Origin of the sequence: Actinokineospora spheciospongiae, assembly GCF_000564855.1 — a bacterium.
GTDB classification, from domain to species: Bacteria; Actinomycetota; Actinomycetes; order Mycobacteriales; family Pseudonocardiaceae; genus Actinokineospora; species Actinokineospora spheciospongiae.
The window spans coordinates 1-15458 of the sequence record NZ_AYXG01000132.1 but is presented as its reverse complement, the minus strand read 5'-3'; the positions used below and the strand labels follow the sequence as shown (position 1 = coordinate 15458).

The following is a 15458-nucleotide window of genomic DNA, read 5'->3' as shown; positions in this document are numbered from 1 at the left end:
GGCGTCGGGGCCACGGCGGCTGGTCAGCACCAGCTCCCGCACCCCGTGCGCGGTGGCCAGGTGACGGGCCACCAGGCCCCCGAGGGCACCGGTGCCGCCGGTGACCAGGACCGCGCCCTCGGACAGGTCGGGGGCACCCGGGGCGATCGGCCCGGTGCGGGCCAGCCGGGGTGCGAACGCCTGACCGCCGCGCAACCGCACCTGCGGTTCCCCGGTGGCCAAGGCGGCGAGCAGGGCCCGGTGGGACGCCTCGGTGCCGTCGGTGTCGACGAGGGCGAAGCGGCCGGGGTGCTCGGCCTGCGCCGAGCGCACCAGGCCCCACACCGGGGCGTTGACCAGGTCGGTGACCCCGTCGCCGACCGCGCCCCTGGTCACCAGGACCAGCGCGGTGCCCGCCGAGAGTTCGTCGGCCAACCAGGTGCGCAGCAGGCCGAGCGCGCCCAGCGCGGCGGCCCGGGCGGCGGCGGGCGAACCCGCCCCGGCGGGCAGCGGGACCACCACCACGTCGGGTGAGCCGGACAGGTCGGTCGGGGCGGTGGTCTCGGCCGGGTCGAGGCCAAGCGCGCGGGCCAGGTCGTCGTCGCCGGGGGCGACCGCGACCCGACCGGGGAACGGCGCGGCGGCGGCGACCGCGACGGGCCGCCACTCGACCCGGAACAGCGCGTCCGGGCCCGCTCCCCCGGCGGCGGCGAGCTGCCGGACCGGGACCGGGCGCAGCACCAGCCGCTCGACCTCGGCCACCGGCTGCCCGTGGGCGTCGGTGAGCAGCAGCCCCACGGCGTCGTCGCCGACCGGGACCAGCCGGGCGCGGGCGACGGCGGCACCGGGGCGGTGCACGGCCACACCGCGCCAGCTAAACGGCAGCCGGACATCGCCGTCACCGGCGGCGGGCAGGTCGGCGAAACCAAGGGTGTGCAGGGCGGCGTCGAGCAGGGCCGGGTGCACGCCGAAGCGCTCGGCGTCGGCCGACTCGGGCAGTTCCACCTCTGCCAGCACCTCGCCGCCGCTGCGCCACGCGCGCCGCAGGCCCTGGAACACCGGGCCGTAGGCGAAACCACCGGCCAGCGCCTCGACGTAGAAGCCGTCCACGTCGAGGACCTCGGCGTCGGCGGGCGGCCACTCGGGGGCGGCGGGCGCCCCGGCGGGCTCGGCGGCGGCGAGCGCGCCCACGGCGTTGCGCACCCACGGGCCGTCCCCGACCCGGGAGTGGACCTCCACCCGCCTTTCGGCGTCGACGACCACGCGCAGCGCGACAGCGCCGTCCTCGGGCAGGGCGAGCGGGGCCTCCAGGGTCAACTCCGCCACCCGGGGGGCGTCGACCTCGGCACCCGCGCGCAGGGCCAGGTCGAGGAACGCGGTGCCCGGCAGCAGCACCGAACCCAGCACGGCGTGGTCGGCCAGCCACGGGTGGGTGCGCAGCGACAGCCGCCCGGTGAGGACAACCCCGTCCGGCACCTCGACCACGGCGCCCACGAGGGGGTGGTCGGCGGCGACCTGACCCAAACCGGTGGCGTCACCGCCGCCGTCGAGCGATTCCAGCCAGAAGTGGTCGTGCTGGAACGCGTAGGTGGGCAGGTCCACGTGCACACCCGGGCCACCGAAGAACGCCGCCCAGTCGACCGAGGTCCCCAGCGCGTGGGCCTTGCCCAGTCCCGCCACCAGGTTCACCGCTTCCGGCTTGTCCTTGCGCTGCAACGCAACCCCGCCGGTCAGTGCCGTCAGCGACGCATCCGGACCGACCTCGACCAGCACCATGCCTTCGACCTGCTGCACAGCATCGTGGAACCGCACAGTCCCCCGCACCTGCTGCACCCAGTACTCCGCCGAGGTCACCTCAGCACCGACAACCGGCACCTTGGGTTCGTGGTAGGTCACCGACTCCGCGACTTCACGGAAGGCCGCCAGCATCGGGTCCATGTGCGCGGAGTGAAACGCGTGGCTGGTGTTGAGCCGCTTCGACCTTGGAAACCGCGCCGCCAAAGCCAGAACAGCGTCTTCGTCACCGGAAACAACAACCGACTCCGCGCCGTTCACCGCAGCGATCGACACACCCTCGGCCAGCTCGATCTCCGACTCCGCAACCGGAATCGCCACCATCGCACCACCACGCGGCAACCCCTGCATCAACGAGGCCCTGGCCGACACCAGCTTGCAGGCATCCTCCAGCGACCAGACGCCCGCCACATACGCGGCAGCGAGTTCACCGATGGAGTGGCCGACAAACGCGTCTGGCCGCACACCCCACGACTCCACCAACCGCACCATCGCGACCTCGAACGCGAAGATCGCGGGCTGCGCGAAACCGGTGTCCTCAACGGGAAGGTCCGGGATGGACAAGTGCTCGGTGACCTCGTCCCACGCCTGGGCGAACACCGGGTACGTCTCGTACAGCTCACGACCCATGCCCAGCCGCTGCGAACCCTGACCGGTGAACACCAACGCCGTGCGGCCGGTGCCCGCGACACTGCCCGCCGGGGTGCGCAGGGACTCGACCAGTTCGTCCCTGGTGGCGCCCACGACCACCGCGCGGTTCTCGAAGCGGCCCCGGCCCAGGGCCAGGGTGCGGCCGACCTCGACCGGGTCCAGGCCCGGGTCGGCGGTGACGGCGGCGCGCAGGCGTTCGGCCTGCGCGGCCAGGGCGTCGGCGGTGCGGGCGGAGAGCACCCACGGCACCACCGGGAGCGGGTCGGCGGCCGGGGCGGGCTCGTCGGCCGGGGCCTCCAGGACGACGTGGGCGTTGGTGCCGCTGATGCCGAACGACGACACCCCGGCCCGCCGGGGTCGCCCGGTCTCCGGCCACGGCCGCGCCTCGGTCAGCAGCTCCACCGCGCCCCCGGCCCAGTCGACGTGGGTGGTGGGGGCGTCGACGCCGAGGGTCTGGGGCAGCACGCCGTGTCGCATGGCCATGATCACCTTGATCACGCCCGCGACCCCGGCGGCGGCCTGGGTGTGGCCGATGTTGGACTTCACCGACCCCAGGTACAGCGGTTCCTCGCGGTCCTGCCCGTAGGTGGCCAGCAACGCCTGCGCCTCGATCGGATCGCCGAGCGTGGTCCCGGTGCCGTGCGCCTCCACCACGTCGACGTCCTGTGTGGACAGACCGGCGTTGGCGAGTGCGTGCTGGATGACCCGCTGCTGCGACGGACCGTTCGGCGCGGTCAACCCGTTCGACGCGCCGTCCTGGTTCACCGCCGAGCCGCGCACCACGGCCAGCACCCGGTGCCCGTTGCGGCGGGCGTCGGAGAGCCGTTCCAGCAGCAGCACGCCCACGCCCTCGGACATGGCGGTGCCGTCGGCGGCCTCGGCGAACGCCTTGACCCGGCTGTCGGGGGCCAAGCCTCGCTGGCGGCTGAAGTCGATGAACGTGTCCGGGGTGGCCATCACGGTCACCCCGCCCGCCAGCGCCAGGTCGCAGTCGCCGTCGCGCAGCGCCCTGGCGGCCAGGTGCAGGGCGACCAGCGACGACGAGCAGGCGGTGTCCACGGTGACCGCAGGCCCCTCCAATCCCAGGGCGTAGGCGACCCGGCCGGAGATGACGCTGGCCGACGCGCCGGTGCTCAGGTAGCCCTCCAGGTCGTCGGACACGGCGGTCAGGCGGGCGACGTAACCGCTGTTCATGGCGCCCGCGAACACCCCGGCCCGGCTGCCGCGCACGGTCGCCGGGTCGATGCCCGCCCGCTCGAAGACCTCCCACGACGCCTCCAGCAGCAGGCGCTGCTGCGGGTCCATCGCCAGCGCCTCGCGCGGGGAGATGCCGAAGAACGCCGGGTCGAACAGCGCCGCGCCCGCCAGGAAACCGCCCTCGCGGGCGTAGGTGGTGCCCAGGTGGTCGGGGTCGTCGTCGAACAGGGTGTCGGTGGCCCAGCCCCGGTCGGTCGGGAACGGCACCAGCGCGTCGGCGCCCCGGGCCAGCAGTCGCCACAGGTCCTCGGGGGAGGCGATCCCACCGGGGTAGCGGCAGCTCATCGCCACCACGGCCACCGGCTCGTCGGCCGGGCCGGTGCGCACCACCGCGCGGGCCGGGGCCGGGGCGCCGCCGAGCTGGTCGCGCAGGTGCGCGGCCAGGGCGGCCGGGGACGGGTAGTCGAAGACCAGGGTGGTGGGCAGGCGCAGGCCCAGGGCCGCGCCGAGCTGGTTGCGCAGCTCGACGGCGGTCAGCGAGTCGAAGCCGAGGTCCTTGAAGGCCAGCTCGGGGGACACGGCGTCGGCGGAGGCGTGGCCGAGCACCCCGGCGACGTGCTCGCGCACCAGCTCCAGCAGGGCGTCGAGCCGTTCGGCCGCCGACAGCCCGGCGAGCCGGGCCAGGGTGGCGGTGCCGTCGGCGGTGGTGGACGCGGCCCGGCGGGTGGGCCGGACCAGGCCGCGCAGCAGCGCGGGCACCGCGTCGGCGGCGGCGGCGCGCACGGCGGCCAGGTCGAGCTTGACCGGGACCAGCAGCGCCCGGTCGGCAGCGAGGGCAGCGTCGAACAGGGCCAGGCCCTCCTCGGCGGACAGCCCGCCCGCCCCGGCGCGGGCCATCCTGGCCACGTCGGCGTCGGCGAGGTGCCCGCTCATGGCGCTGCGCTGGGCCCAATAGCCCCAGGCCAGGGACACCCCGGGCAGCCCGGCGGCGCGGCGGCGGGCGGCCAGGTCGTCGAGGAAGGCGTTGGCGGCGGCGTAGTTGCCCTGGCCCGCGCTGCCGAACACCCCGGCGGCGGAGGAGAACAGGACGAACGCGGCCAGGTCGAGGTCGCGGGTCAGCTCGTCGAGCAGCAGGGCCGCGTCGACCTTGGGGCGCAGCACCCGGGCGACCCGCTCGGCGTCGAGGGATTCGAGGGTGCCGTCGTCGAGCACGCCCGCGCTGTGCACGACCACCGTCAGCGGGTGCGCGGCGGGCACCCCGGCCAGCAGCGCGGTCAGCGCCGCCCGGTCGGCGGTGTCGCAGGCGGCCACGGTCACCTCCGCGCCCAGGGCGCGCAGCTCGGCGGCCAATTCGGCGGCACCCTCGGCGTCGGGGCCGCGACGGCTGGTCAGCAGCAGGTGGCGGACGCTGTGCACGGTGACCAGGTGGCGGGCCACCAGCGCACCGAGCGCGCCGGTGCCACCGGTGACCAGGGCGGTGCCGTCCGGGTCCAGGGCGGGCGAGGTGGCGCCGTCGACGATGCGGGCGCGCGCCAGCCTGCGGGCCAGCACCTGCCCGTCGCGCAGCACCAGCTCGGGTTCCCCGGTGGCCAGGGCGGCGGCGACCAGCCCGGCGGCGGGAGCGGTGCCCCGCACGTCGAGCAGGACGAACCGGCCGGGGTGCTCGGACTGGGCAGCGCGCACCAGGCCGTGCGCGGCGGCGTGGGCCGGGTCGTCGGCGGAGCGGGTGAGCAGGACCAGCGGCAACTCGGCGGGCTGCTCCCCGACCAGCCACGACTGGAGCCTGTCCAGCACGGCGGTGGTCAGGGCGGTCGGGTCGAGGCCGGTGGGCACCTCGTGCACCTCGGCCTCTGCGGTGGCGTCGGGCACCGACACCGGGGTCCAGTCCACTTGGAACAGCGAGTCGCGGACCACGGCGGCGGTGGCCCCGGCGGCGAGCTGGTCGGCGGAGGCGGGCAGCAGCACCAGGGAGTCCACGGCGGCGACGGGACCACCCGCGCCGTCGGCCACCCGCAGGGCGATCCCACCGTTGACCGGGGACAGCCGCACGCGCAGCGCCGGGGCACCGGAGGCGAACAGCCGCACCCCGGTCCAGGCGAACGGCAGGCGCACCACCCCGGGTTCGTGGTCGCCGAACCCGCCGAGCCCCATGCCGTGCAGGGCGGCGTCGAGCAGCGCCGGGTGCAGGCCGAACCGGGTGGCCTCCTCGCGGTGCGCCTCGGGCAGGGCGATCTCGGCGCACACGTCGGCACCGTCGCGCCACGCGGCCCGCAGGCCCTGGAACGCCGGGCCGTAACCGAGTCCGATCCCGGACAGCTCGGCGTAGAGGTCCTTCGTGGACAGTTCTTCGGCGCCGGGCGGGGGCCAGGCGGTGAAGTCGAAGTCGGGTGCGGCGGTGGTGGCGGTGACCGTGCCGGTGGCGTGCCGGGTCCACGGGCCGTCTTCGTCGGCGCGGGAGTGGATGGAGACCGGTCGGGCACCGGTGCTGTCGGGGGCGCCCACGGTGATCTGCACGGACACGGCGTCGTCGGCGAGCAGGAGCGGCGCTTCGAGGGTCAGGTCCTCGATCGCCTCGCAGCCCACCCGGGCACCGGCGTGCGCGGCCAGCTCGACGAAGGCCGTGCCGGGGAGCAGGACACTGCCCCAGACGGCGTGGTCGGCCAGCCACGGGTGCGTGCGCAGGGACAGCCGGCCCGTCAGCAGCAGGCCGTCCGAGTCCGCGAGGGCGATCGCGGCACCCAGCAGGGGGTGGTCGGCGCCGAGCTGCCCGTAGCCGGACGGGTCGCCGATGACAGCGGGGGCGTCGAGCCAGTACCGCTGCCGCTGGAACGGGTAGGTGGGCAGGTCCACCAGCGCACCCGAGGGCACCACGGCCGACCAGTCGACGGGGGCGCCGTGGGTCCACGCCTCCCCCAGGCTGCGGACAACCCGGTCCAGACCACCCTCATCGCGGCGCAGGCTGCCAACGACACCAGCCTCAACGCCGGCGTCCTCGATCACCTCGGAAATCGCCACGGACAGCACCGGGTGCGGAGACACCTCCACCACGACAGCCGTGCCCGGCAGCGCAGCACGCAGAGCAGCCTCGAACTCCACCGGCTCCCGCATGTTGCGGTACCAGTACTCGGCATCCATCCCGGCGGTGTCGAACAGCTCGCCGGTCACCGTGGAGAAGAACGGGACCTGCGCGGTGACCGGGCGAACCGGCGCCATGTCCGCCAGAAGCTGCTCCCGCAGTTGATCCACCTGCGGCGAGTGCCCAGCGGTGTCCACACCGGGAATCCGCCGAGCCCGAATGCCCTCGGCCTCGAACTCCGCGACCATCACATCCAGCGTGGCCGGATCGCCCGCGACAGCACAGGAACCCGGGCTGTTCACCGCAGCGACGGCGAGCACATCGGACCACTTCTCGATCCGCTCGCGCACCTGATCCGCCGGGGCGAGAACCGACGCCATGCCACCCTTGCCCGACAGGGTCAACCACAGCTTCGACCGCAGAGCCACAACGCGAGCCGCGTCTCGAAGCGACAAGCCCCCGGCGATGTATGCGGCAGCGATCTCACCCTGCGAGTGGCCCACCACCGCAGCAGGCTTCACACCGAACGACTGCCACACACGGGCCAGCGACACCATCATCGTGAACAGCACCGGCTGCACAACGTCGATGCGCTCCAGCGACTCACCAGTGCGCAGGACGTGCGCCACCGACCAATCGGTGAACTCCCCAAAAGCTTCCTCGCACTCCGCCACCGACGCGGCGAACACCGGCGAGGAATCCAACAACTCCCGGCCCATGGCAATCCACTGCGACCCCTGACCGGGGAACACGAAGACCACCCGGTCCCCCGGCTTGGCGGTGGTGACCTGCACAGTGTCGTCGCCGGGGAGCAGGACGGCGCGCTGGGGGAAGGCGGTGCGGCGGGACAGGGTCCAGGCCACGTCCGCCGGGTCGGGCGCGGTGGCGGCGCGGGTCTCGGCCAGTGCGGCGGCCTGGGCGCGCACGGCGTCGGCGGTGCGGGCGGACAGCAGCACCGGAACCGGCCCGGCGGGGGCGGGAGCGGCTTCCTCGGTGGGTTCGTACTCGGGCACCTGCTCCAGCACCACGTGCGCGTTGGTGCCGCTGAGGCCGAACGACGACACCCCGGCCCGGCGGGGCTGGTCGGCGTCGGTGTCCCACGGGCGCTGCTCGGTGAGTAGGGCGACCCCGCCGGAAGACCAGTCGACCTTGGTGGAGGGCCGGTCGACGTGCAGGGTCCTGGGCAGCACCCCGTGCCGCATCGCCATGATCGTTTTGATCATGGCGGCGGCGCCCGCTGCGGCCTGGGTGTGGCCGAGGTTGGACTTCACCGAGCCCAGCCACAGCGGTCGCTCGGCCGGGCGGTCCTGGCCGTAGACGGCCAGCAGGGCCTGCGCCTCGATCGGGTCGCCCAGGGTGGTGCCGGTGCCGTGCGCCTCCACGGCGTCGACCTGGTTCGGCGAGAGCCGGGCGGCGGTGAGGGCCTGGCGGATGACCCGCTGCTGCGACGGCCCGTTCGGCGCGGTGAGACCGCTGGAGGCGCCGTCCTGGTTGACCGCCGTGCCGCGCACGACCGCCAGCACCCGGTGCCCGTTGCGGCGGGCGTCCGACAGCCGCTCCAGCACCAGCACGCCCGCGCCCTCGGAGAACCCGGTGCCGTCGGCGGCGTCGGCGAAAGCCTTGCAGCGCCCGTCGGGTGCCATGCCGCCCTGGCGGCTGAACTCGACGAAGGTCTCCGCGGTGGCCATCACGGTGACCCCGCCCGCCAGCGCCAGCCCGCACTCACCCTGGCGCAGCGCCTGCGCGGCCAGGTGCAGGGCCACCAGCGACGACGAGCACGCGGTGTCCACGGTGACCGCCGGACCCTCTAACCCGAGGGTGTAGGCGACGCGGCCGGAGGCGATGCTGCCGGAACTGCCCGTGCCAAGGTAGCCCTCGACGCCCTCGGGCACCGAGGTCAGCCGGGACACGTAGTCGTTGGTGTTCATCAGCCCGGTGAAGACCCCGGTCCGGCTGCCGCGCAACGACTCGGGGTCGATGCCCGCGCGCTCGACGGCCTCCCAGGAGACCTCCAGCAGCAGCCGCTGGTGCGGGTCCATCGCCAGCGCCTCGCGCGGGGAGATGCCGAAGAACGCCGGGTCGAAGTCGGCGACGTCGTAGAGGAAGCCGCCCTCGCGCCCGTAGGAGGTGCCCGGCCGCAGGCGCTGCGGGTCGAAGATGCCCTCGACGTCCCAGCCCCGGTCGGTGGGGAACCCGCCGATGCCGTCGGCGCCCTCGGCGACCACGCGCCACAGGTCCTCCGGCGAGGCCACCCCGCCCGGGTAGCGGCAGGCCATGCCCACCACCGCGATCGGCTCGCGGTCCCTGGCCTCGACCTCGCGCAACCGCTGCCGGGTCTCCCGCAGATCGGTCGTCGCACGCTTGAGGTAGTCGAGGTACTTCTCTTCGTTCACCACCGGGGGTCAGCTCCCTCTGGGACGGGGCGGGCCGGGCTCATGAGGTCTCCAGCTCCGTGTCGAGCAGGTCGAAAAGTTCTTCCGCGGTGGCGGACTCCACCCCGCCCGCGGCGGCGGCCGAGGGGCCGTTCCACGTGGCGAGCAGGCCGCGCAGCCGCTCGGCGACACCCGCGCGCTCGGCGTCGTCGGCGGGGACCACCGCGGACAGCAGGGCGGCCAACCGGTCCAGCTCGGCGTAGGCGGTCAGGGCGCCGGTGGCGGTGCCCTCGCCCAGTTCGTCGCGCAGGTGCCCGGCCATGGCGTCCGGGGTGGGGTAGTCGAAGACCACCGTGGTGGACAGCCGCAGGCCGGTGGCCGCGCCGAGCTGGTTGCGCAGCTCGACCGCGGTCAGCGAGTCGATGCCCAGCTCCAGGAAACCCCGGCCCGGTTCGACCGCCTCCGGTCCGGCGAAGCCGAGCACGGCGGCGACCTCGGCGCGGACCAAGCCGACCAGCAGCGCGGTGCGCTCCTCGTCGGACTTGCCCGCCAGCGCGGCCAGCAGGGCGGAGGCGTCGGTCTCGGCGGCGGCGGCGCGGGCGGCCCGGCGGGGGGCGCGGACCAGGCCGGACAGCACCGGCGGGATGGTGGCCCCGCGCGGGGCGGTGGCGGCCACGCCCATCGGCACCAGGTGCGCCGCGTCGGCCGCCAGTGCCGCGTCGAACAGGGCCAGGCCCTGGTCGGCGGTCAGCGGGACGACACCCGCCCGGCTCATCCGGCGCCGGTCGGCGTCGGCGAGGTCGGCGGCCATGCCGTCGGCGTCGGCCCAGGCACCCCAGGACAGCGACACCGCGGGCAGGCCGAGCGACCGCCGGTGCACGGCCAGGGCGTCGAGGTAGGCGTTCGCGGCGGCGTAGTTGGCCTGGCCGGGGCTGCCGAGCACCCCCGCTGCGGAGGAGAACAGCACGAACGCGGTCAGGTCGAGGTCGCGGGTCAGCTCGTGCAGCACCCGGGCGGCGTCGGCCTTGGGGCGCAGCACCCGCTCCACCCGCTCGGGGGTCATGGCGGCCAGGACACCGTCGTCGAGCACACCCGCGGCGTGCACGACGGCGGTGAGCGGGCGGGTGGCGGGCACGGCGGCCAGCAGCGCGGCCACGGCGACCCGATCGGCGGCGTCGCAGGCGACCACCTCAGCGTCGGCGCCCAGTGCGGCCAGTTCGGCGACCAACTCGGGGGCACCGGCGGCGGCCGGGCCACGGCGGCTGGCCAGCACGAGGTGCCGGACGCCGTGCGCGGTCACCAGGTGGCGGGCCACCAGCCTGCCCAGGGAGCCGGTCGCCCCGGTGAGCAGCACGGTGCCCGCCGGGTCGAGCGCGGCGGCCGGCGAGGCAAGCCCGGCACCCGCCGGATCGAACCCGGCCCCCGCTGAGCCGAACCCGGCGCCCGCCGGATCGAGCCCGGTGCCCGTCGGGGCGGGCGGGCCGTCGTTCGCGGGTGTGGCGGTGCGGACCAGCCGGGGGGCCAGTGCCCGGCCCGCACGCAGGGTGAGCTGGTGTTCGCCGCCCGCGATGGCGGGGAGGAGCAGGGTCAGGGACCGGGGGTCGTCATCGGTGTCGACCAGGACGACCCGGTCGGGGTGTTCGGACTGGGCGGAGCGGACCAGGCCCCACGCCGCGGCCGGGGCCGGGTCGGCGATGGTGTCGCCGTCGGCGGCGGCCACCGCGCCCCGGGTGAGCAGGACCAGGCGGGCGCCCTCGGGGCGGTCGCCGTCCAGCCAGCCGCGCACCAGGTCCAGGGCGGCGGTCGCGGCGGTGCGCGGGTCGTCGGTGGGGTCGAGGTGGACGAGGACCGGGACGGCGTCGGTGAGCGGGGGCAGGGACACCAGGTCGGCGTGCGTGGTCACCTCGACACCCGCGGCCTTGAGCGCCCCCGGCAGGTCGAGGGCACCGGTGCCGACGACGACCGCGGCGGGAGCCGGGGCGGCGGTGGTGGCGGGCACCCAGTCCAGGCGCAGCAACGCGGCCCCACCCCGGTCGGCGGCGGCCAACTGCTCGACCGACACCGGGCGGGTGGCCAGGGAGGCCACGGTGACCACGGGGGCACCCGCCGGGTCGGCGACGTCCACCCGGACCGCGTCGGCACCCGTCGTGGTGACCCGCACCCGGGCGGCGGTGGCGCCCGCGGCGTGCAGGGTCACCCCGGTCCAGGCGAACGGCAACCGGGCGGTGTCGGTGCCGGTGGTGGCGGCGCTGAGGCCGATGGTGTGCAAGGCCGCGTCGAGCAGGGCCGGGTGGACACCGAAGCGGGCCGCGTCGGCGCGGTGCTCCTCAGGCAGGGCCACCTCGGCGAAGACCTCGTCGCCCCGCCGCCACGCCGCGCGCAGGCCGCGGAAGGCGGGCCCGTAGTCCAGGCCCAGGTCGGCCAGCTCCGCGTACAGGGTGCCGGTATCGACCGGGTCGGCGCCGGGCGGTGGCCAAGCGGTCAGGTCGGCGGGGGCGGTTCCGGTGCCCTCGGCGAGCAGGCCGGTGGCGTGGCGGGTCCACGGCACGTCGGCGTCGGCACCCGCCGGACGGCTGTGCACGTTGACCGCGCGCGCCCCCGATCCGTCCGGTCCGGCCACGCCGACCCGCAGGTCGACCGCGCCGTCCCCGGGCAGCACCAGGGGCGCCTCCAGGGTCAGCTCGACCAGCTCGGCGGCGCCGACCTCGTCGCCCGCCCGGACGGCGAGGTCGACCAGGGCGGTGCCGGGCAGCAGGACCGCGCCGTGCACGGCGTGGTCGGCCACCCAGGCGTGGTCGCGGGCGGTGAGCCTGCCGGTGAGCACGAGCCCGTCGGTGTCGGGCAGGGCCACGGCGGCACCGACCAGCGGGTGGTCGGCGCCCGCCAGGCCGTAGCCCCGGGCACCGGCGGCCCCGGCGGCGGGCGGGAACAGCCAGTAGTGGTCGTGCTGGAACGCGTAGGTGGGCAGGTCCACCCGCGCCCCCCGGCCACCGAAGAACGCCGCCCAGTCCACCGGGGTCCCCGCCGCGTGGGCCTTGCCCAACCCGGTCACCAACGCGACCGCCTCGGACCTGTCCCTGCGCTGCAACGCAACCCCACCGGTCAACGCCGTCAGCGAAGCATCCGGCCCGACCTCGACCAACACCATGCCTTCGACCTGCTGCACGGCGTCGTGGAACCGCACGGCCCCACGCACCTGCCGCACCCAGTACTCCGCCGAAGTCACCTCGGCACCGACAACCGGGATTCTCGGTTCCTGATACGTCACCGACTCGGCGACCTCCCGGAACGCCGCCAACATCGGCTCCATGTGCGCCGAGTGGAACGCATGACTGGTGTTCAGCCGCTTCGACCTGGGGAACTGCGCCGCCAACGCCAGAACCGCGTCTTCATCACCGGAGACGACCACCGACTCCGCGCCGTTCACCGCAGCGATCGACACACCCTCGGACAGCTCGACCGCCGATTCGGCAACCGGAATCGCCACCATCGCACCACCACGGGGCAACGCCTGCATCAGCGACGCACGAGCCGACACCAGCTTGCAGGCATCCTCCAGTGACCACACCCCAGCGATGTACGCGGCAGCCAACTCGCCGATGGAGTGACCCACGAGCGCATCCGCCCGCACGCCCCATGACTCCACCAGCCGCACCATGGCGACCTCGAACGCGAAGATCGCAGGCTGCGCGAAACCTGTGTCCCCAACCGGCAGATCCGGAATGGACAGGTGCGCGGTCACCTCGTCCCACGCTTGAGCGAACACCGGGTACGTCTCGTACAGCTCACGACCCATGCCGAGACGCTGCGAACCCTGACCGGTGAACAGCAGCGCCGTCTTGCCCGACCCGGCCACCACCGGCGAGAGCGATCCCAGCCCGGCGACCAGTTCCGCCCGGGAGGAACCCACCACCACCGCGCGGTGCTCGAAGCGGGCCCTGGTCTCGGCCAGGGAGCGGCCCAGGGAGACCGGGCCCAGGTCGGGGTGCTCGGTGGCGAAGGCGGCCAGCCGCTCGGCCTGGGCGAGCAGGGCGGCGCGGCTGCGGGCGGAGAGCACCCACGGCACCGCGCCGGGCTCGTCCGGCTCGGCGGGCGCGGGGGCCTCGGCGACGTGCTCGATGACGGCGTGCGCGTTGGTGCCGCTGACCCCGAACGACGACACCGCCGCCCGCCGGGGCCTGCCGGTCTCCGGCCACGGCCGGGACTCGGTCAGCAGCTCGACGGCGCCCTCGGACCAGTCGACGTGCGGGGAGGGCTGGTCCACGTGCAGCGTCTTGGGCAGCACGCCGTGCCGCATCGCCTCGACGACCTTGATCACCCCGGCGACCCCGGCGGCGGCCTGGGTGTGGCCCAGGTTGGACTTGATCGACCCCAGCCACAGCGGTTCGGTCCGGTCCTGCCCGTAGGTGGCGAGAACGGCCTGCGCCTCGATCGGGTCGCCCAGCGTTGTCCCGGTGCCGTGCGCCTCCACCACATCGACGTCCTGAGTGGACAGACCGGCACTGGCGAGCGCCTGCCGGATCACCCGCTGCTGCGACGGCCCGTTCGGCGCGGTCAGCCCGTTCGAGGCGCCGTCCTGGTTCACCGCAGAACCCCGGACCACGGCCAGCACCTGGTGCCCGTTGCGGCGCGCGTCCGACAGCCGCTCCAGCAGGAGCACACCGACGCCCTCGGACCACCCGGTGCCGTCGGCGGCGGCGGCGAACGGCTTGCACCGGCCGTTGGGGGCCAGACCGCGCTGGCGGCTGAAGTTGATGAACGTGTCGGCGGTGGCCATGACGGTCACCCCGCCCGCCAGCGCCAGGTCGCACTCCCCCTGCCGCAGCGACTGCGCGGCCAGGTGCAGCGACACCAGCGACGACGAGCACGCGGTGTCCACGGTGACCGCAGGGCCCTCGAACCCGAAGGTGTAGGCGACCCGGCCGGACACGACGCTGCTGGAGGCGCCCGTGCCGAGGAAGCCCTCGATCTCGTCGGGCACGTCGGCCAGGCGGGCGGCGTAGTTGTGGTACATCACGCCCGCGAACACCCCGGTCCGGCTGCCGCGCAGCCCGGCCGGGTCGAGCCCGGCGCGCTCCAGCACCTCCCAGGAGGTTTCCAGGAGCAGGCGCTGCTGCGGGTCCATCGCGTACGCCTCGCGGGGCGAGATGCCGAAGAACACCGGGTCGAACTCGGCGGCGCCCGCCAGGAACCCGCCCTCCCGGGCGTAGGTCTTGCCCGGCTTGTCGGGGTCGGGGTCGAACAGCTCGGCGGTGTCCCAGCCCCGGTCCTCGGGGAACGCGGAGATGCCGTCGCCGCCGTCGCGGACCATCCGCCACAGGTCCTCGGGGGAGCCGATGCCGCCGGGGTAGCGGCAGCTCATCGCCACGATGGCGATCGGTTCGTCGGCGGCGGCCCTGGTGGCGGTCACCGGTGCGGCCGGGGCGGTCCGGCCGTCGAGGCCGGCGCCGAGGTGGGCGGCCAGGGCCAGCGGGGTCGGGTGGTCGAACACCAGGGTCGGCGGCAGGCGCAGGCCGGTGGTGGCGGAGAGGTTGTCGCGGAACTCGACCGAGGTCAGCGAGTCGAAGCCGAGGTCGACGAACGCGGAGGTGGGTTCGACCGCGTCCGGCCCGGCGAAGCCGAGCACCTTGGCCACCTGGGCGCGCACCAGGTCCAGCAGCAGGGCGGGCCGGTCCGCCTCGGGCACGGCGGCCAGGCGTTCGGCCAGCGGACCTGCGGCCGTGGCCGTGGCGGCGGTGCGGCGGGTCGCGGTGGCGAGCAGGCCGCGCAGCAGCGGCGGCGGGTCGCCCGCGCCGCGCAGGGTGGCCAGGTCGAGCCGCACGGGCACCAGGTCGGCGCCTGCCGCGCACCCGGCGTCGAACAGGGCCAGACCGTCCTCGGTGGACAGCGGGCGCACACCGGAGCGGCGCACGCGGGCGGCGTCGGCGGCGGTGAGCGCACCGGCCATGCCCGAGGCCCAGGCACCCCAGGCCAGGGACACGGCGGGCAGGCCCAGGGACCGGCGGTGCGCGGCCAGCGCGTCGAGGAAAGCGTTTGCGGCGGCGTAGTTGCCCTGGCCGGGGTTGCCGAACACGCCCGCAGCGGAGGAGAACAGCACGAACATCGACAGGTCCATGCCCGTGGTCAGCTCGTGCAGGTTCCAGGCCGCGTCCACCTTCGGGCGCAGCACCCGTTCCACCCGCTCCGGGGTGAGCGAGGACAGCACGCCGTCGTCCACCACACCGGCGGTGTGCACGACACCGGACCAGTCGCGGGTGGCGACCAGGGCGGCGAGCGCGTCGCGGTCGGCGGCGTCGCAGGCCACGGCCTCGACCACCGCACCCAGCCCGGTCAGCTCCTCGACCAGCTCCCGCGCGCCCTCGGCGTCGGGGCCACGGCGGCTGGTCAGC

General features: G+C 75.2%; 2 protein-coding genes. Both read right to left on the bottom strand.

Annotation, left to right across the window (positions count from 1 at the left end):
- A partial coding sequence (locus tag UO65_RS17930) for a type I polyketide synthase (RefSeq protein ID WP_035284049.1) occupies nt 1–9093 on the bottom strand: 9093 nt, incomplete at its 3' end.
- 37 nt (nt 9094–9130) lie between these two features.
- Nucleotides 9131–15458, bottom strand: a 6328-nt coding sequence (locus UO65_RS17925; protein ID WP_035284046.1) for a type I polyketide synthase, incomplete at its 5' end; no start/stop codon positions are given.